The sequence below is a fragment of the Pseudoalteromonas sp. S1727 genome (assembly GCF_005886375.1).
GTDB lineage: Bacteria > Pseudomonadota > Gammaproteobacteria > Enterobacterales > Alteromonadaceae > Pseudoalteromonas > Pseudoalteromonas haloplanktis.
Window position 1 is genome coordinate 36,160 of sequence record NZ_PNDT01000053.1, and the last position, 20,092, is coordinate 56,251.

At 41.5% G+C, this 20,092-nt stretch carries 15 protein-coding genes and 1 pseudogene; 11 read left to right on the forward strand and 5 right to left on the reverse strand.

Annotated elements, in window-relative coordinates; all coding sequences use genetic code 11:
- From CWB85_RS13310 to CWB85_RS13320, 3 genes are read left to right on the forward strand one after another with little or no spacing between them, the layout of a single operon-like run.
- Entirely contained in the window at nucleotides 1–543 is a 543-nt protein-coding gene (locus tag CWB85_RS13310; protein ID WP_016708570.1) for a hypothetical protein, read from the forward strand.
- Nucleotides 544–545: 2 nt separating this feature from the next.
- Complete coding sequence (locus CWB85_RS13315) at nucleotides 546–1,895, forward strand: sigma 54-interacting transcriptional regulator (protein ID WP_016708571.1); 1,350 nt, start codon at nucleotides 546–548, stop codon at nucleotides 1,893–1,895.
- Nucleotides 1,896–1,903: 8 nt separating this feature from the next.
- Nucleotides 1,904–2,404, forward strand: a complete 501-nt coding sequence (locus tag CWB85_RS13320; protein ID WP_016708572.1) for a DUF1543 domain-containing protein — start codon at nucleotides 1,904–1,906, stop codon at nucleotides 2,402–2,404.
- A gap of 21 nt (nucleotides 2,405–2,425) precedes the next feature.
- On the opposite strand, the gene CWB85_RS13325 is transcribed toward CWB85_RS13320, so the two are convergent.
- The 4 genes from CWB85_RS13325 to pdsR form a co-directional block, all read right to left on the reverse strand.
- Complete coding sequence (locus CWB85_RS13325) at nucleotides 2,426–2,659, reverse strand: hypothetical protein (protein WP_016708573.1); 234 nt, start codon at nucleotides 2,657–2,659, stop codon at nucleotides 2,426–2,428.
- Nucleotides 2,660–2,709: 50 nt separating this feature from the next.
- Complete coding sequence (locus CWB85_RS22490) at nucleotides 2,710–2,868, reverse strand: hypothetical protein (RefSeq protein WP_016708574.1); 159 nt, start codon at nucleotides 2,866–2,868, stop codon at nucleotides 2,710–2,712.
- A 107-nt stretch (nucleotides 2,869–2,975) separates the two neighbouring features.
- A complete protein-coding gene (pdsS, locus tag CWB85_RS13330; protein ID WP_138555150.1) occupies nucleotides 2,976–5,108 on the reverse strand; it encodes a proteobacterial dedicated sortase system histidine kinase in 2,133 nt (710 codons plus the stop codon).
- Nucleotides 5,108–5,797 (reverse strand): proteobacterial dedicated sortase system response regulator, encoded by a 690-nt coding sequence (pdsR, locus tag CWB85_RS13335; RefSeq protein WP_016708576.1) that lies wholly within the window; start codon nucleotides 5,795–5,797, stop codon nucleotides 5,108–5,110. The genes pdsS and pdsR overlap by 1 nt, the downstream gene beginning before the upstream one ends.
- A 227-nt stretch (nucleotides 5,798–6,024) precedes the next feature.
- Here pdsR and pdsO point away from each other — a divergent pair, with 227 nt between their 5' ends.
- The 3 genes and pseudogenes from pdsO to CWB85_RS13350 all read left to right on the forward strand — a co-directional run.
- On the forward strand, nucleotides 6,025–6,762 hold the full coding sequence (gene pdsO / locus CWB85_RS13340; protein WP_138555151.1) for a sortase-associated OmpA-like protein PdsO: 738 nt from the start codon (nucleotides 6,025–6,027) through the stop codon (nucleotides 6,760–6,762).
- 39 nt (nucleotides 6,763–6,801) lie between these two features.
- Complete coding sequence (locus CWB85_RS13345; RefSeq protein WP_138555152.1) at nucleotides 6,802–8,814, forward strand: marine proteobacterial sortase target protein; 2,013 nt, start codon at nucleotides 6,802–6,804, stop codon at nucleotides 8,812–8,814.
- A 62-nt stretch (nucleotides 8,815–8,876) separates the two neighbouring features.
- A pseudogene (locus tag CWB85_RS13350) lies at nucleotides 8,877–9,296 on the forward strand (class GN sortase); the annotation flags it as partial.
- Here the strand turns inward: CWB85_RS13350 and CWB85_RS13355 are convergent.
- The gene (locus CWB85_RS13355; protein WP_138555153.1) at nucleotides 9,296–10,273 is read right to left on the reverse strand and encodes a DMT family transporter; all 978 of its coding nucleotides are present in this window, start codon (nucleotides 10,271–10,273) and stop codon (nucleotides 9,296–9,298) included. The pseudogene CWB85_RS13350 and the gene CWB85_RS13355 sit on opposite strands and share 1 nt — an antisense overlap.
- Nucleotides 10,274–10,385: 112 nt before the next feature.
- Between CWB85_RS13355 and proB the strand changes: the two genes are divergently transcribed.
- The 5 genes from proB to CWB85_RS22970 form a co-directional block, all read left to right on the forward strand.
- Nucleotides 10,386–11,489, forward strand: coding sequence for a glutamate 5-kinase (gene proB, locus CWB85_RS13360; protein WP_138555154.1), 1,104 nt, complete (start codon nucleotides 10,386–10,388; stop codon nucleotides 11,487–11,489).
- A gap of 68 nt (nucleotides 11,490–11,557) precedes the next feature.
- Nucleotides 11,558–12,532, forward strand: a complete 975-nt coding sequence (locus CWB85_RS13365; protein WP_138555155.1) for a GGDEF domain-containing protein — start codon at nucleotides 11,558–11,560, stop codon at nucleotides 12,530–12,532.
- 68 nt (nucleotides 12,533–12,600) lie between these two features.
- Nucleotides 12,601–12,960, forward strand: coding sequence for a glutaredoxin family protein (locus CWB85_RS13370; RefSeq protein WP_138555156.1), 360 nt, complete (start codon nucleotides 12,601–12,603; stop codon nucleotides 12,958–12,960).
- 83 nt (nucleotides 12,961–13,043) lie between these two features.
- On the forward strand, nucleotides 13,044–14,528 hold the full coding sequence (gltX, locus tag CWB85_RS13375) for a glutamate--tRNA ligase (RefSeq protein WP_138555157.1): 1,485 nt from the start codon (nucleotides 13,044–13,046) through the stop codon (nucleotides 14,526–14,528).
- 431 nt (nucleotides 14,529–14,959) lie between these two features.
- A partial coding sequence (locus tag CWB85_RS22970) for a S8 family serine peptidase (protein ID WP_138555158.1) occupies nucleotides 14,960–20,092 on the forward strand: 5,133 nt, incomplete at its 3' end.

Genomic DNA, 20,092 nt, shown 5'->3' on the forward strand with positions numbered 1-20,092 from the left:
ATGGGCGTGCGTTTAAATACCATTTTAGTGGTGTGTTTCACCACTTTAGGGCTCGCTGGGTGTGAGTTAACTGAGCAACCAGTAAAAGAAGATAATACCGAAGCAGAGCAGGTTGTTAAAGTGGTTGAGCCACAAGGTGATGGTTTACCAAATCCAAAACCTCGGCCAAAAACCGATCCTATGTATCCGCCGGCAGAAATCGTCATCGGCTGGCATGCGAAGGCCTGTGGAGGCTTTAAAGTGGTGGCGAGTAAGGTTTCTTATATTGGCACCAAAGAGATTCAGAACTACTTTGATTTTAGTTGCAAAAATAATGTATTAGCGCCGGAAAAGGTATTAACGCAATTATTAAAGCTTGATCAGGCGTATTATTGGCCTGATGATATAAAGCAGTATTTATGGTTACAAAAACAGCAAATAAAACAACAAATAGACGCCAAGAAAGAGCAGCAAGCACTGAATAATAAAATGCAAGAGACCCTGTCATCGTTGGCAACTATTGAGCAGCAATTATTACTACGCGAAGAAACTAAGGAGCAGTAATCATGTCGATAGAGCAAAATCAAGGCGCACGAATTTTACTGGTTGATGATGATGCAAGTTTATTAAAGTTACTGGCTATTCGTATTGAATCTAAAGGCTATCAAGTAACGACCTGTGAAAGTGGTATAGCGGCTTTGCAGTTATTAAAAAACCATGTGTATGATGCGGTAGTAACTGATCTACGTATGGATGAAATGGATGGTATGGCATTACACCGTCAGTTGCAGCAGCGTTACCCAGCACTGCCGGTGATCATGATGACCGCGCATGGGTCAATTCCCGATGCGGTTGAGGCCACGAAGCAAGGGATTTTCGCGTTTATTACTAAACCGGTAGATAAAGATGAATTATTCGATAGCTTAGCTAAAGCGATTGAAATTCATGGCTTAAGCGCTGATGAAAACACAGCAAGTAGTAATATTGTAACCCGCAGTGGCGCTATGCTGCATTTGCTTGAACAAGTTAAATTGCTAGGCCCTACACACGTAAATGTATTAATTTCAGGTGCCAGTGGTACAGGTAAAGAGTTATTAGCAAATGCAATTCATCAACACAGTCATGTCAGTGATGGCCCGTTTGTAGCCATTAACTGTGGTGCGGTGCCAGGGGAGTTGCTCGAGTCTGAATTATTCGGCCATAAAAAAGGGGCGTTTACAGGCGCCGTTAAAGATCATCAAGGGTTATTTCAACAAGCCCAAGGTGGTACTTTATTTTTAGATGAAATTGGTGATATGCCGCTTAATTTACAAGTTAAGTTACTACGTGTTCTGCAAGAGAAAACTATTCGTCCAGTGGGCTTTCAAGAAGAGATCCCGATAGATGTACGAATTGTTTCAGCAACCCATAAAAATTTACCGGATGCGATTGCAAATCAACAATTCCGTGAAGATTTATACTATCGCTTAAATGTGGTGAATCTTAAATTACCGCCTTTATCTGAGCGTAGAGAAGATGTCAGTCTATTAGCACAGTACTTTAGCGCCACCATTGCCAAGCGAATGGGACAAAAAGAGAAGCGCTTTGCCAGCGAGGCTATGCATGCATTGGTGCGCCATGATTGGCCTGGTAACATTCGCCAATTACAAAATGTGGTTGAGCAGGTTGTTGCACTCACTCCAGGTGAGGTAATATCGGTACAACTGGTGGAGAGTGCGCTTAATAGTAATGACAGTAATGTTGAGCCGCTTTCGCTAAATGATGCTAAAAAAGAGTTTGAGCGTGATTATGTTATTAACACCTTGAAAATGGCGGGTGGTAATGTGGCCGAAGGGGCAAAACTGGCTAAACGTAACCGTTCAGATTTTTATAAGCTAATAAAAAAACACAACATAGACGTTGATAGCATTTGCTAGGAGAAAACATGCAATTATTTATGGTGTATTTAGGTGGGCGAGTTCAGGGATGCCATATTGAAATGCATGATGTTCGTTTTGTGGTAGGGGAATCAATCGAGCAAACGTACACAAAGTTAAAAGCGCAGTGGGTTGGCGATAAAAATAGTGTGCATATGGATAGTTACATGGCGGTCAATTATATCGATGGTTTTGCCGTTAGTGTGGTTGATGAGCCTGTTGAACAAGCTGAGCAGTTATACTTCGTAAATTTAGGCGCTTACCGAGCAGACAGTTTAGCGGAACAACATGATTTTGCATTGTATGTAGCGAGCAGTAGTGATGAGGCTAAACAAAGAGCAAAACAGGATTTACTGGCTGGCCTAAGCCATATTCATAAAGATGACTTATACGACGTAGATGATTGCTTTGCTGTTGATTTACTCGACAGCCAACTGCACATCAAGCTCACCCCAAGTGGCCAATCTCAAGTTATCAAGCCTGACTGGTTTGGTTATCATATTTTATAACAGTGTTACCTGACTAAGCGGCTAATCGTGGTCGCTGTGTTCCGCGCGCTCTTTATCTTCGCTTTTACTGGCAATTTTAAATGCAATAATTACTAAGCCAAACATAGCAAAAGGGAGGGCAGCAAGTAAGTATTCTGTCAGGTTACTGTCAGCAAAGCTGGCTTGTAATAAAAAATGCCCTGCAACGCAGAGTATGATCACAATGAAGAGAATAGGTAATAGAATAAGTTCTTTTTTGGCTGAGTGAGTTTTCATTATTAGGCGGTGCTTTTACAAGGTGCGTCATTGTAATGAGCAAAGCGCTTTTAGGTCAAATAACTTGTTTTATAAATAGTGGCTGATTGCGCTGTATCAAGTTTTTCAGTTTCAGGCTCTAAGTCTTCAGTGGTGGCCTCATCACACTCAGCATGATGATACAGGTCGAATATAAAATCGATTTCTTCGCGCTTTAATACAGTTTGCATTTTAACCTCCTAATAATCAGTCTAAAACTTGCTGATAATAAGAGTATGCCTGTGAGCCTGAATTATAGGTGAACGTTTATTGGTCAAATTGTGTAGAAATGTAACCCTCAACATTTAAATAATGGCATCTTAACAATAAACTCAACACCGTCACCTTGTTGATTATTGACCGCAATGACACTGCCTTTATGGTATTCACAGACTAAACGTACAATGTATAAGCCTAAGCCTAAATGAGGTTGCTGTTGTAGTTGTTGGCTGCGCACAGAAACCATTGAGTCAAAAATATGTTCGGCCAGCCCTTCAGGTAATAATGGTCCTTTATTTTTAACCGTTAAAACGGCCTCGTTGTCGCTTTTAGTTAAGCTGACACTAATTGCACTATCGTAAAGATTAAATTCTAAAGCATTATTAATGAGTTTATCGAGTAGCTGAGCGACAAATTCAGGCGCCCCCATCACAGTTAAAGGAGAGTCGCAGATATCGATAGTAAAAGCCTGTTGCGGGTAGGTAAGTTGGTAGCCTTGCATACACCCCGTTATCACTTTTCGTAAATCAAATGGTTCAGCTTCAGCGTTTTGAATACTTTGCTCAAGACGAGTTGCTTCACTCATGGTGGTAATAATTTTACCTAAACGTTCTACCCCTTCACTGGCTCGATCGAGGTACTTTTGGCTAAGTTCACTTTGCGGCTGCATTTGTAAATTCTCAAGCGAACTTCGTACTACCGCAACTGGGGTTCTTAGTTCATGAGATAATCGCGACGACATGGTTTCTAAATAGTTAGTATAACCTCCTAAGCGACTAACAATATTTGCAAAGCTGCGAGATAAATCGCCTATTTCATCGTTTGAGTCAGAATAATTAATAGTACCCGTTACACGCCCTTGGGCATCAATAGCTTGCTCTGCGGTATCACGCAGTCGGCGAATACGACTTGAAATTCTTGAGGCAAAAAAGAATAACGTTACCGTGCCAATCAGCATAACAGCTAAAATGACATTAAATAATTTCTCCAACGATTTATTACGCAATGTGCGAACACCGTTGGTTGTTTCTTCGGCAATTACTGCACCAATTACTTGGTCTTGGATCCAAATTGGATAAGCGGCCGATAAAATAACTGCTTTATTGTCGGGAGTGAGTCGCCATGCAGAGGCTGGCGTACCATGCAGTGCTTTACCTATGTGTGTGCCTTGCATGGCGGCTACATCGTGCAAGGTATCTAAAAATTCATTTTCAGGGCGGGTAAGTACTTTATAGTACAGTGGGTGTAAATAGTTTTTTTCAAAGCGCTGCCACCAGGTTTTTGCGGGCTGCTCATTCAAACCATCAGCCCAAACACCATCGGCATGATGAATCGAACCTGATTGCGCCAGTACGCGGTGATGATTATCAACCACCCAAATTCGACTACCGCTGTGTCCCATGCCTTTTAAAATGCGGTTTATTTCAGGGGAGGGCACGAGTACTGAGCCAATATCATTAGGGTTGAGTATATTTGACGTTGACATTAATTGTGGCTCAACTTTATCAATGTCCCAGTCTTCTATGGCAAAACCTAGCTTATTGCCTAACATAGTGAGAGGAAAGCGCAGTTCGATGTTGTAGCCTGTGGCTGTACTAACAAAGTAACCCTGAATTTTAGTAACAGGTAGTTTAGTTTCGGCGTCAAAAGCATTCACCCAGCCATCTTGGCGAGCGGCAACGATGTAGTGTTTAAATTCCCCTTGGGGCGTTTTTAACATGATCTGTAAATGATCGTTTCGGGTTAAGCTCAAACTATTCTTAGCGCGGTAAACGAGTGAGTCATCGGTTACTTTAAATACTGCATATAAAAACGACTCATACTTGCCAACCATGTGATCAAACGATAGATCAGTACGTTGATGATCTGCTTTATCACCTTGCAAATATCGCTCATCATAGTGCCAGATCAAGCTTTGGTATGGCTGCCAGTCAGATAATTTACCATCAAGTTGAATAGGGTTGCTGAGGTTGTAGGCATATAGATCACGGCCTTTGACGACTTGATCTAAAAAATTGGTTTGTGAGTCAAATAAAGCCGGGCGTTCATGTAATGCAGTTGCAAGGGCGCGAGTGGTGCCAACGAGCGTTTTTTCTTGCCCTTGACGGAGGAATTTTTCCATTTCCCACACATATTCATAACCAAGCCAAGGTAATAAAAACAAAAAGCATGACAGCAATATAAATTTACTGCGCAAACCAAAACGCAGCATTACACCTGCTCCCAGCGGTAGCCCATACCATACACGGTATCAATACAATCAAACTGCGCATCTAAGACGATAAACTTCTTACGAATGCGTTTTACATGTGAGGTGATGGTGCTGTCGTCGACATAAATTTTGGCATCACTCATTAATTCATTACGGCTTTTTACATGGCCTGGACGCTGCGCTAGCGAGTGCACCATCCAAAACTCTGTGACAGTTAAATCCACTATTTGTTGCTGCCAAAACACTTGCATACGCTGAGTATCCAGTGTCAATGGGCCGCGATTGAGTAAGGCATTGATATCGGCTGGTTGCTCCAGCGCTTCCATGCGTCTAAATAGTGCACCAATTCTGGCAGCTAAATGCGCCATACTGATGTCTTTAGTAAGGTAGTCATCAGCGCCCATGCGCAGGCCGCACACAGTATCTATTTCGCTATCGCGAGCCGTTAAAAAAATAATTGGTAGCGTTTTAGAAAGTGAACGCAGGGTTTGGCACAGTAAAAAACCACCATCAATTTCATGGCCTAAACCAATATCAACAATGGCTAAATCGGGCAAGGCATCATTAAAGGCTCGCTCTGCACTTTGGCGGTCACTATAACCACTGACTTGATAACCTTGCGCGCTGAGCATTTCCATGTAATTTTCACGAATAGCGGGTTCGTCTTCAATGATGGCTATTTTTTTCATCTTAATCATTATCCTATCGTCTATGCTGTGCACTATAACGAAGTTTTTAACCTAAGTAAGGTTAAAAAGGCAATTGCCATTTTTTTGCCACAATTGCTCAGCAGTTTGCCCTTTTTGCTCCCCTTTATTGCCACTTCAGCTTGTTTTAATAGCGTTATTCCAAATCGGGCAGCTACCAACCCATGAGTTGCCAACTATTAAGTTACTAAGCAAAAAAGGATTACATCATGAAGAAAATTATTATCGCTTGCACCCTCGCAACTATTTTTGCAGCACCAAACTTAGCGCACGCTGACGCAGCTGTAGTTAAAGCAAAGGAAACGCATAAAGAAACCGTTATCGGACTCAGTACTGGCGCAATTTTAGGCGGTATTGTTGGCGGGCCAATTGGTGCGTTTGTTGGTGCATTTGCTGGTGGCTTGATTGGCGAGCAAGAAGTCGCTGAAGATAAAATTGCCGAGCAACAACGTGCTTTATTGGTGATGCAAGATAAAACCGCAGATTATCAAGATGTCCTTGCTCATAACGCACAACTGAGTGATCAGCTTGGCTTATTAGAAGAAAAAAATGAACGGCTGGCACTGGCTCAAATGCATAACCTAATGGCCATGACGATTCAATTTAAAACCGGTTCAAGTGAAATCGCGCCGCACTTTGCCAGTCAACTCGACCAGTTGGTGAATTTGCTACAAAGCCAACCTGACTTGCAGTTGGATTTAAACGGCTTTGCTGACCAGCGAGGTGATGAACTGGCTAATTTAGCTCTCTCAAAACAACGAGTCGCAGCGGTACAAAGCTACTTAATCAAGCAAGGTATTGCACATACCCGTTTGACGGCAACGGCTTTTGGTGAGCAACAGACCGTGGCTGATAGCGATAATTATGAAGAAAACATGTTTGACCGCCGTGTGACCTTAACCACTCGCCCAAGCACTCAGCCGTATAGTCAAACTGCGAGTAATTAATTGCCATTTTGCCAAGTAGCCGCCAAGGGAGTGATTTTTATGTTGAGTAAACCAAGCAAGGTGTTAACCCGTAGCCGTTTATGGCTACGGGGAACCCTTTTTACCTTTATTGTGCTTGTGAGTGGGATGAGTAATGCCAACACATCGCCAGAACTAACAATGTTTGACAGCAGTGGTGCAATGGCTGCACCTGGCGTTATCCTAAAAAGTGATGCCACTATGACACTTACAGGATTGATAAACCATGTTGTGGTCATTCAACATTATCGCAACGAAAATCCGTTTGCTGTTAATGCGCGTTATGTATTTCCACTGGCCGATGAAAGTGCGGTCCATGCCATGACGATGCGTATTGGCGAACGGGTGATCAAAGGTGAAATTGATAAAAAAGCAGTGGCTGAATCTCGTTATCAAGAGGCTAAGCAAGCAGGTCAACAGGCTGCATTGGTTCGCCAACAACGAGCGAATATGTTTGTAAGTAATGTTGCAAATATTGGCCCCGGTGAGGAAGTGCAAATACAGCTGCAATATCAAGAAGTGATTGATTATCGCAGTGGTACATTTGCATTGCGCTTTCCAACCACAATAACCCCGCGTTACCATCCTATTAATGTTGTTTTGCAAGCACAAGAGCAAAGTGATCATCCAAGCAGTAATGAGCAGCCCTCGTTTACACCGTCAGCATGGATTGCGCCGATTTACTCAACCTCGCGTCATGGTGATGCCCCGCAAAGTGAGTTTAGTTTAACAATTAATATTGATGTTGGCTTAGAGCTGGTCGATATTCAGTCAAAATACCATAAGGTTGCAATCGAGAACCCTGCTTTTGGTCGATATCGAGTTGCTTTGAATGAATCTAATGCGATGAATCGTGACTTTTTACTAGAGTTTAAACCACTGCAAAAAGAGCAAGCGCAAGCGGCATTTTTTACAGAGCAGCTTGACAATGGTGAGCGCTATGGTTTGCTAATGTTATTGCCGCCAGATGATCATTTTACCCAAACCCAGCGTTTAGCAAGAGAGCTTATTTTTGTCGTTGATACTTCGGGTTCTATGCATGGGCAGTCAATGGAACAAGCCAAAAGTGCGCTATATTATGCGCTATCATTACTCGATAGTAACGACAGCTTTAATATTATTGGCTTTGATGACCAAGTAATGCCGATGAGTACTCAACCAGTGCCAGCAAACGATTTTAATCTACGTCGCGCAGAGCGTTTTGTTTACGACTTACAAGCCGATGGCGGCACTGATATTAAAGGTGCGTTGGATAGTGTGCTCGATGGTCAAGCGCATACCGGCTATGTACGCCAAGTGGTGTTTTTAACTGATGGCAGTGTTAGTAATGAAGACGCCTTGTTTAAACATATAAGCGCGGAACTTGGTGATAGCCGTTTGTTTACTGTGGGGATAGGCAGTGCACCAAATAGTTATTTTATGCGCCGCGCCGCAGATGTTGGACGTGGCACATTTACTCATATCGGTAGTACAGCTCAAGTACAGCCCAAAATGCAGCAGCTGTTTGATAAGTTAGCACACCCGGCAATTACACAGCTTGCGTTGATAAATGATGGCATTGATCAGCAACTTGAATATTGGCCATCGCCTTTGCCTGACTTGTATTTTTCAGAGCCCGTTATGGTGGCCGTTAAGCTTGACAGCCAAGCTGCGATTACATTAACCGGGCAAACGGCGCAAGGACCACTGGCAATAAAATTAAGCACCCAACAAGGGCAATCAGCGCAGGGTGTTGCACGACTTTGGGCACGCCAAAAAATTAAATCTTTATTGCTTTATAATCAACAACAGCAAGTAAAAGCACAGGTTGAGAGCTTGGCGCTTGAGCATCAATTACTCAGTCCTTTTACTGCTTTTATTGCAATTGAGCAAACACCGTTGAGTACAGTTGCTGAGCATAATGTACAGGTTGCAAATCAGTTACCACAGGGATTAACGATGCGATTACCGCAAACTGATGGACAAAGCAGGCTATCTATTGTGTTGGGATTGTTGCTGCTATCAGGGGTTGCTGTGCTTAGGTTTAAAAAATGAAAACAGTGTTTGGCATCGTTTTATTAATTGCAGGCGTGGGCTTGTTTGGCCATGGAAGTTATATGCAAGGCAAAGCATGGTTGGCACAACGCCTTATAGAGCAGGCTTGGCAAAAAGCACTAACAACGCCAAAGCAGCAGGTAAAACCATGGTTTTATGCTGATAGCTATGTAACTGGGCAGCTTAATTGGCCAAGCCAACAACAAACATTAACACTATTAGCGGGAGCCAGCGGGCGTAACTTAGCGTTTGCGCCAAGTCACTTTTTACCAAGTGGTGAACTTGGCTCAGAGCGTGGTGTATTGATCGCAGGGCATAATGATACACATTTTGCATTTTTACAAAACGTGAAGGTAGGCGAGCAATTTAGTTTGCAAACTCAAAATGGTGTGATTGAACAATACCGAGTACGTGGGATTGATGTGATTCACCAATCCCAATTTGACTTTTTAGCACAAACTGGTTTGTACTTACTGACCTGTTATCCTTTTAACTCACTGGCATCAGGTACTGAATTACGCTTGTTAGTTTCAGCTAGTAAGGTATCTGTTGATGAAGTTTCATCCGATATAGCCTCGTCACTGACATCAATAACTAACTCTTGATGGCGTTGGCTTATCATCACGCCAATAAACACCACGAAAATACTTAACCATTGCCCTAAGGTGAGGACTTCTCCCAAAATAATTGCCGACAAAATAAGTGTAAAAATAGGAATTAAATTTGAAAAGGCAGCAGCGGTTAATACCGACACTTTGCTAATCGCATAGTTATACATGCCGTAGCCACCGAGTGTGACACACGAGCCTAAATATAGAATGCTTAATAAGGCGGTTAAATCGTGTTGATTTTCGCTGGGTAAATCAATAAACAACAAAAAAGGTGCAAAAAATAGGCTGCCACTAAAGCCTTGTAATGCAATAAGTGTTAGCGGTGAATAACGGGCGGCTAAATGCTTTACTGATACAGTGTAAAATGCTGCACATACCATGGCCATTAGTTCTAAAAAATTACCGAGTAATGGATTGGGGGCTTGCTCGGAAGTCGGCGATAATAAAGTAAGTAAAATACTGCCGCCAATACAGAAGGTAAACCCTATCACAATGGCTTTGCTGATGTACTCTTTAAGCATGAAATAAGCTAAAAGCGCCACAATAATTGGCAAACAAGAAACAATAACACCTGCCTGCGAGGCAGAGGTGTATTCCATTGCGTGACCTTCAAACAAGAAATATAAGCAGGGTTCTGCTAGTGACATGCCAACAAGGTATTTCCAGTCACCTTTATAGTAGTCAAATCGGATCACATAGCGCCATAAACACAGTGCTAACATCAAGGTGGTGAGCATGCGTAAAAAAATTACTAAAGCAGGGTCATAAATCGCAATAGCGTATTTTAACGCGATAAAAGAACTCCCCCATAAAAAGGTGGCAATGATCAAACAAAGGCTAGCTGGCATAAACGTCGTATGATTGTAGTAAAAGGCAATCCTAGCATGAATATTTTTTACTTGTTCAAAAATCGATAAATGGTATAAATAAATCCTTCATTTTTGAACCGTAGTAAAAAGCATGCAAAGGGCACAGGTAATAGTGGTTAAGCTGGGAACGAGTGTACTCACCGGCGGCACCGATAAACTCGACAAAGCACACATGGTAGAGTTAGTTCGCCAATGTTGTGAGTTAAAAAAGTTAGGTCATCAAGTCGTATTGGTATCAAGCGGTGCGGTGGCAGCGGGTCGCGAACAACTATTAAAACCCTGTGGTCGTTCATTAATTGATAAACAGATGCTGGCAGCTATTGGCCAAGGCCAACTTATTCATACATGGCAAAGTTTATTCGCTTTATATGGTGTTAATGTAGGGCAAATGTTGCTGACCCGTGCTGACGTGGACGACAGAGAACGCTACCTAAATGCCCGTGATACATTAACTGCGTTATTAAATTATGACGTGGTGCCGATTATTAATGAAAATGACGCGGTTGCCACGGCGGAAATTAAAGTCGGTGATAACGATAACCTTTCTGCGCTGGTGGCCATATTAGCCAATGCCGACAAACTGTTGCTATTAACCGATCAAGAAGGTTTATTCACCAGCGATCCACGCACAAACATTAATGCTCAACTTATTGATGAAGTAAATCATATAGATGATGAGTTACGCCAACTTGCTGGTGGTAGTGGTACCAATTTAGGTACAGGGGGCATGGCAACAAAATTACAAGCAGCAGATATCGCTCGCCGTGCAGGGGTTGAAGTGATCATTGCTAAAGGAGCCGGGGAAAATGTTATTCTTAATTGTATGAGCGAACAGTTGCCTGGTACGCGCTTTGTAAAATTAACAGCCCCCAGAGATGGTCGTAAAAAGTGGTTATTAGCAGGACCTAAAAGTAGTGGCCAGGTGATAATTGATGATGGCGCGGTGAATGCTTTACAACTACAAGGTGCCAGTTTATTAGCAAAAGGGGTGTGCGCAGTACATGGTCAGTTTGAGCGCGGTGACCTTATTGAACTTGTGACTTGTGAGCAGCAATTAGTTGCCCGTGGTTTAGTGCGTTTTAGTAAAGCTGAAACCAACCTTATAAAGGGTTGTCACTCAAGTGAAATTGCTAAGCTATTAGCCTTTGATTGCGGTAGTGAGGTGATCCATCGCGATGATTTGGTGTTGTTCTAAACTAATAATTTAGTAAAATTGCCAAGCTAACCTAAACTAGTGATATGTATTTGTTTAGGTTGGCTTAGATGATAACAACCCCTTGCGGACATGAATGGATCGTATTCTTAACGCAACAAGTGGAAGAACAGTCTTTAGATACCGCGCTTATCACAGCTGTTTCGGGTCTGCCTGAGATCAACGTTTTTGCGCTCTATATTAATAAACATTTTGATCCGCAAATTTCTCCCACGTTATTGAATGCCGATAGCCAAATAGCACCGCTTTCACCTGTTGAACTGATGCATCTACTAGAGAAAGTAAGCAAAAATAAAATACGTGTAAGCTGTGCTTTCGCTGGTGTGACAACCTATGTCCCTATGTATTATTTAGGCACCGTCATTGGCTTGTTAATAGTTGAATCAAAGGGTGAATTACCTGAAGACGTGGGGATGTTAGCACGACATATTTTAAATGTTTATGCTAATCAGCTCGCCTTGATCCATAAATCACGACTAGACCCATTAACAGAGTTACTTAATCGACAAACATTTGATAAAAAAGTGATTGAAATACTTTCCGAAGAGGACTTTTCTGGCAAAGGTGAGATCTCCACTGAAAATCAAAGTTGGTATTTAGCGATTATCGATATTGATCATTTTAAACGGGTGAATGATAATTTTGGTCACGTTATTGGTGACGAAGTTATTTTGTTGGTATCACGATTATTAAAAGATAACTTCCGCTTTAAGGACTATGTATTTCGCTATGGTGGTGAAGAGTTTGCCGTATTGTTTCAAAGTTACGATAAAGTAGCGGCTCGACAGAAGTTAAATTGTTTACGTGCGAATATCGCTGAATACCCTTTTCCACAAGTAGGCAACTTAACTGTTAGTGCGGGATTTTTAGAACTCAGCTATGTTGATATGGTTGCATCTTTAGTACATAAAGCCGATTTAGCATTGTATGAATCGAAAAATAATGGTCGTAATCTAGTGACTGCTTATAGTGATCTTGGTCTCGTTGATGATATCGCTAATGATGATGATATTGAGCTTTTTTGAATCTTTTGCAGTTGCTTTAACTGTGCTAAAATCCACGCCCTTAAATCGTTGTAAACAGGGCTCAGTTAATGAAATTAGTTCGTTGGTTATTAGGTTCTTTAATACTTTTTTTTGATTTTGTGTTTACCCCTCGCAGTAAAAAACGTCCTGCGGATGAGCAACAACAGCTAGATCTACTCACAGCTCAATTTAAATTGTATCAATTCAAAGCGTGCCCTTTTTGCGTAAAAGTTCGCCGTGCAATTAAACGTGAAGGCTTAAAAATTGAAACTCGCGACGCTAAAAATAACCCGCAGTACCGCCAAGAGTTGTTAGAGCAAGGTGGCAAAATAAAAGTCCCATGCTTACGTATTGAAAAAGATAACCAAGTTACTTGGTTATACGAATCAAACGACATTATTGCTTACTTAGATAAAGTCGCGGTATAAAGCGCGCAACCATTTCGAAAATAGCCCATGCTGTGCTAGCATTTGGGCAACTTTTATAGTCCTTTTTTAAAGAGAATATACCCATGACAATCCGTACTCGTGTTGCTCCGTCACCCACTGGTGACCCGCATCTTGGCACCGCTTACATTGCCCTGTTCAACTATTGCTTTGCTAAGCAACAAGGTGGTGAATTTGTACTTCGTATTGAAGATACTGACCAAGTGCGTAGCACTTCAGAATCAGAGCAAGCGATCATGGATAGCTTACGCTGGTTAGGACTTGAATGGGATCATGGTCCTGATGTAGGTGGTGAGTTTGGCCCTTACCGTCAGTCAGAACGTAGCGACTTATATAAAAAATATGCTCACCAACTTGTTGACGATGGTAAAGCATTTTACTGTTTCGCGACCAGTGAAGAGCTGGATCAAATGCGTGAAGAGCAAATGGCACAAGGTCTGCGCCCTAAATACGATGGCCGCGGTTTAAAACTGAGCGATGACGAAGTTAAAGCAAACTTAGCCGCTGGCAAGCCTTATGTTATTCGTATGAATATTCCAAGTGAGGGTACCTTTAAGTTTAACGATTACTTACGTGGTGAAATTGAGATCCCGTGGGAAAACGTGGACATGCAAGTGCTTCTCAAAGCTGATGGTTTCCCTACTTACTTTTTAGCTAATGTAGTTGATGATCACCACATGGAAATTAGCCATATTTTCCGTGGAGAAGAGTGGATCAACTCAGCACCTAAGTTATTAAAGCTTTATGAAGATTTTGGCTGGCAAGCTCCAGTACTTGGTCACTTACCATTGTTACGTAACCCTGATAAATCTAAGCTATCAAAGCGTAAAAATCCAACGTCAATTAATTACTATAAAGAAATGGGTTACCTACCAGAAGCGGTACTTAATTACCTTGGTCGCATGGGATGGTCAATGCCTGATGAGCGTGAAAAATTCACCCTTGCTGAAATGATTGAACACTTTGATATGAAACGTGTATCACTGGGTGGCCCGGTCTTTGACGTAGATAAACTAAGCTGGTTAAACGGCATGTGGATCCGCGAAAACTTAACTGATGCAGAGTTAATCCAGCGCTTTGTTGATTGGAAGTTTAACGGTGAAATGCTTGCTAAAGTGTTACCTGAAGCAAAAACGCGTATAAATACACTATCAGATATGGTTGATTTAGCAGGGCACTTTGTTGGCGGCATTCCAACTTACGATCCTGCACTACTAACTGCGGGTAAGGCGGATGAAGATGTTATTCGTCAGGCATTACAATTCTTTATCTGGCAGCTTGAAGGTTTACGTAGCTGGGAGAAACCAGAAATATTTGCCATTGCTAAAGCCGTTGCAACCTTCCATGAGTTGAAGATAAAAGACTTTTTAGAGCCGATTTTTGTCGCTATTACTGGCAAAACGTCTTCTACATCTGTACTTGATGCTATGGAAATTCTAGGATCTGACCTATCACGCGCTCGCTTACGTGTTGCGCTTGCACATTTAGGTATGTCTAAAAAGCAAGCCAAAAATATTGAGCGTGCTTATCGCGAGTACCCAGCTGCATAGTTAAACTATTCTCTGTTACTTACAGAAAAAACCGAACCTTACTAACGTAACGTTCGGTTTTTTATTTATTATTGCTTTAAGTAACACACTATTTATCTTCGCGATCAGGTTTTCATTATCTAATTCTTCGTTTTTGTAATTCTTACTATTAATGTCCTTCGTATTCATTTCTTGATTGTAATTTTACTTTATGGAATTTTTTATTTCGTATCTGTTGTTCGGTAGTGATTTTTAATTTCTTCAATAACTTACAATAACTTTAGAGTTTGTTATGTTTAAACTGTTACTTTAATGTTGTTGGGGTGTACAAAATGCTACATGTTTGTGGGTTTTATTTAACTTAAATTGTGGTTGAATTCCCCTAAGTGTTGAAATGGATATTCACATTTATTGAATATTTATAATTCGCAAAAACATCCTTGGGGAAAGTTATGAAAATGAAAACAATATCGGTTGCAGTCGTTGCAGCCTTGTACAGTGCAAGTGCATTACATGCAGCAAATGTTAAGGTGAATACGGCTGATACACCGCAAGCTGCTAATACGACTTTTGCAGAAGTAAAAGCATTAACTAAAAAAATTCAAGAGTCTAGTTCATCAACTATGATGCAAAATGATGGCTTGAACGTGCAGCTAAATTCTCAAAATAATAAATTTAAAGCTGAAGGACTTGATGGTGAACATGTCTACATCGTCAAATTAAATGATAATTCTGTAGCGTTAGAAGCACAAAGTTTTGATTCACCGTTAGCGCGTACACTTCGTAGCCAAGGTGTAAACAAAATTTTTGAAAAAGGTCAAGCTGCGACAGCTGAGGTTGTTGCATATCAAAATAAATTATTAACTAAACAAAATACAGTAATGCAGTCAGTTACAAATGTAACGGGCCGTACAGAGATGCGCCACCAATTTACTAAAGCATTAAATGGTTTCTCTGTAAAAATGACTGAAGCAGAAGCTGAACGAGTTGCTGCGCTTGGTACAGTTACATCTGTAATGCGTTCAAAAAATTACGATCTACTCTCAGACGAAGGCCCAACACATATTGGCGCAGATAAAATCTGGGATGGTAGCAGTGTACCAAGCGGTATTAAAGGTAAAGGTGAAGGGCAAATCGTTGGTATAATTGATACCGGTATTAACTCAGATCACCCATCGTTTGCCGCTGTTGGTGATGACGGCTACGCACATGTAAACCCATTTGGAGATGGTAACTATGTGGGGGATTGTGTTGAGGATGCTGATTATATCCAATGTAATAATAAATTAATCGGTGTACGTTCGTATGATGTGATCACTGATTCATACTCTGCAATGATCCCAGGTTGGCCTGCGATTGGTGAAGATTACCAGGGGCACGGCTCTCATGTTGCATCGACTGCTGCTGGTAACGTACTTTATGATGTTCCTTACATGGTTGCTGGAACTGGCGATCAAATGGATGGTGTGGTCTTAAAAGAAGCACTATTTCCACAAATTTCTGGTGTGGCTCCGCATGCCAACATTATTGCGTATCAAGTTTGTTACCCAAATAGCGAACAATATGCTGGCTGTCCTGGTGAAGCACTTATTGCAGGTATCGAAGATGCAATTTCAGATGGCGTTGATGTAATCAACTTCTCAATCGGCGGTGCTGACTCAAATATCTGGGCTGATCCGGTTCAGTTAGCTTTCTTGGCTGCTCGTGAAGCGGGTATCAATGTTGCTGCGGCTGCAGGTAACAGTGGCCAAGCGTGTGGTGCAGCAGAGTGCTTTGGTTATTTAGATAACTCGTCACCTTGGCTTGCTCAAGTTGCTGCGACTACACATGGACGTACGGTTGCAGTTGAAACCGCAGTTGAATATGCTGGCTTTATAGACCCATCATTTGGTTCAGAAGTACCACAATGGGCAGAGACGGGTCTTATAGGCGGTTCAATTAATACTGACGAAATTACTGGTGTAGTTGTTTGGGCGAAAGACTATGAAGATGTTAATGGCCTAAAAGATAGCAATGGCTACTGTACAGCAGAATTTCCTACGGCGACATTTGATTTCTTTAAAGACGGTACTGAAATTCCTGGTGCTGCAGAAGGCACGACTAATGTAATCGTTGTTTGTCAGCGTCACACTGCAACAGATCCGGCGGCGAATGCACGTACTGCAAAAGTTGATAATGTTAAAGCAGGTGGTGCTGATGGTTTCATCATGTATAACAAAGATACAGCGCAAGCGACTGTACCTGAAAGCTACTCTTTACCAGGTGTTCATTTTACTGCTGCACAGTGGAACGGTGTTTCTACTACGCAAGGCTTAGAAGATTGGGTTGATAGCTCAAGTGAAAAAGGTCATATGATCACCATTAAGCCAACACTAATTGAGCGTCGTGTAAATAGCGAAGATGCTGACTGGTTAGCTGCTTTTTCATCGCGTGGTCCGTCATTTTCAAATGTTGAAATACTTGCGCCAGCAGTGGCTGCTCCGGGTGTTAATATTCTAGCAGCGTACTCTGATGAGCAGGTATTTGCCGCTGTACCAAATGGCCAAGATTTTGCGTCTATCAGTGGTACTTCAATGGCGTCTCCACATGTTGCTGGCTCAATGGCGTTGTTGCGTCAAATTCACCCAACTTGGACACCAGCAGAAATACAATCAGCATTGCTAATGACGGCTGATAATGTTGTTAAATATCATCGTCAAAATAATGAATCTGATACACTTGATACGGCAGAAATATATCGCGCTGGGACAGGTCGTATCAACGTAGAAAATGCTGCTAAAATCGGTTTTGTAATGGATGAAACAGCAGAAAACTTCTTAGCTGCTAACCCTGACAACGGTGGTACACCGCATAAGTTAAATTTACCGAACTTAGTTAACTTTTCATGTAAGCCAGAATGTCAGTGGATCCGTACTATCAAAGCAACCGAAGATGGTACTTGGACAGTTAGTCATGGTGATGTTGTAAATTGGAATTACGATGTAAATAACCAGTCAGCACAAAATGGCGTTAATATTGAAGTTACGCCAAGCACGTTCAGCCTGAAAAAAGGTGAGACGCAAACCATCATTGTTAAAGCATCAATTATGGATACGCAAGACCATGCTAGTAATTCAGAGGTTGAGCTACACAGTAATTTGATTTTCACACCAGAAGGCGGTCAGCTACCTGAAGCACATTGGCCAGTTGTGTTTAAATATGAACGTGCCGATTTACCTTCATCAATGACAGTTATTGCCCACTCTGATCAAGATACCTATATTGCAAAAGGTTTACAGCTGCCGAACACCACAGCGCCAGTAGGTAAAGTTTACAAACCAGTAAAAGCAGACGTTAAAACAGTTGTAATTCCGAAAGATGATGATCGTACTTACCCATGGATGCTTGGTGCATCTGAAGGTGATTTGGCTGCGGGTGAAGTGTTAGATGAAGCTGTATTTACAAAGTTCACTCATGTGCCTGCAAATGCTAAACGCTTTACTGTTGAAGTCTTAGATGCAGAATCGGAACTTGAAGGTACTTCAAATAAAGGTAACCCTTATCTATATATAGGTAAAGATTATAATAATGATGGCATTATTCAGCCTCAAGATGAAATTTTATGTGCGTCAAGTCATCCTGTTGCAAATAACTTCTGTAATATTAACAATCCAGAAGAGGGTGACTACTGGGCTATAGTGTATAACGCGCGAGTATCTGGTCATTTAGGCTTGGAAGAAACATTTGATGTGGCATTTGCAGTAGTAACAGACGAAGCAGCAAGTGATATAAGTGTATCTTTACCTACGAGTAATGGCGGAGATCCTGTTGACATGACTCTTAATTGGGATATGGCGATGAAGCAAGATGAGGTTTATTATTCATTGATAGACTTAGGAACTTCAAGTGTAAATCCTGACAATATCGGTTCTATCCCACTGCGTTTAGATCGTGGTGTTGATAGCATCAATGTGGATATTCCGGTCTCAAAAACAAAAATTGGCGAAGTTGTGCCATTAACATTTGAAGTGTTAGCGAATAACTCAGGTTATGACCGTGATTATTCATTTGAATTAGCTATCCCTGAAGGTCTAAGTATTCGTCCAGATACAGTGCTAGCTTCAACTGATGAAGGGGTAAATATTGATGTGCAAGATGGTAAAGTTATTATTTCTGGTACGCAAAAAGATACTAGCTTAGTAACACCTGATTACATTGTAACTAATAACATTACGGACGAAATGTGTCGATTACCAAACCTTGGCAATAGTAACCCAGGTGGTTATATTAACCTTTCTGAGTTTGGTATTTTACCGCTGTTATCTGGCTTTGAAGAAAATGGTGAGACTAACTATCGGTTCGGCTACTCAATATCTATCAATGCGTTATTTAATGGGCAATATGATTCTTACGCTCTCTATAACAATGGCGATGTATCAAATGTGTCAACAGGTCATTTGCAAATCAAAGGCATGGGTACAGTTGGCCCTGTTCCAGCGCGCTTCTTACAGCCGCAACATATGCAGTTCCCGTTAGAATCTTATCCGCCAGAGTTACTGGCACCATTATGGCGTGGCTATGATGTAACTCAAGAATCAATACTTAAAGATGAGTTGAATGTAGGTTTATCTGCTTCTGAAGGTATCTCATTAGCAAGTACATCGTCTGGTTGGGCTATTATCGAGTGGGATAATGCGTCTGACTATGGTGATAAAACTTATGACTATGACCTTAGAAAGAATGTTTACACCAAACGCGATAATAGTTTTGACTTCGAAGTTGTATTTAATGTAAATACTCGTTTTGGTAAAAATGAACACGAAATTTATTACGCTTACGATAATGTTGACTTCGGTAGTACAGGTAACCATGGCAGTATTGGATTACAAGGTTATAAAGGTCTGGTTGGTACATTTGGAGCTTTAAATGGTCCATTAGGTGTTGATCTTGCTTATAACAACATCGACGAAGTTGTCAAAGATGGCTACATTGTATGTATGGATTACGTAGGTCCTGAATCATCGCAGTTTGAAGTAACAGCATGGGCTGAGGTATTACCAGCAGCAGCAGGACAAACCCTAGCCGTTACAGCTACAACATCTATGTCTGGAATGGCTGATAAAGTGATTACTAAAGACATTGTGGTTCCAGGTAACATTACCGTAGCGCCACTTGCAGATATGACCACCACAGAAGAAACAGCGGTCACCTTTGATGTTAACTACATTGATGAAGTTAACTCGAAAAACCAAGTATCGATTGTGGCTGATAATGTCAGTTATGTAGTTAATGGCGATACAGTGACGTTAACTCCAGCGGAAGATTTCTTTGGTGAGATCGAAGTTCAAGTTGTGGTCTCGGATATTGAAAACCCAACTGATGCAGCAAGCACCACATTTACACTAACAGTGGTTAATGAAAGCGATGCACCAACAGTTAACGTTGCAACAACTGAAATGATTATCACTGAAGGCGAGGTTATTACCTTAGATGCATCAAACTCAATGGATGCAGATGGTGATGAAATTACTTTCATGTGGTCAGGCAATGGTGTTATTGCAGATAGCAGCGCAGCAAAAACAACAGTAACAGGCTTAACAGCCGGT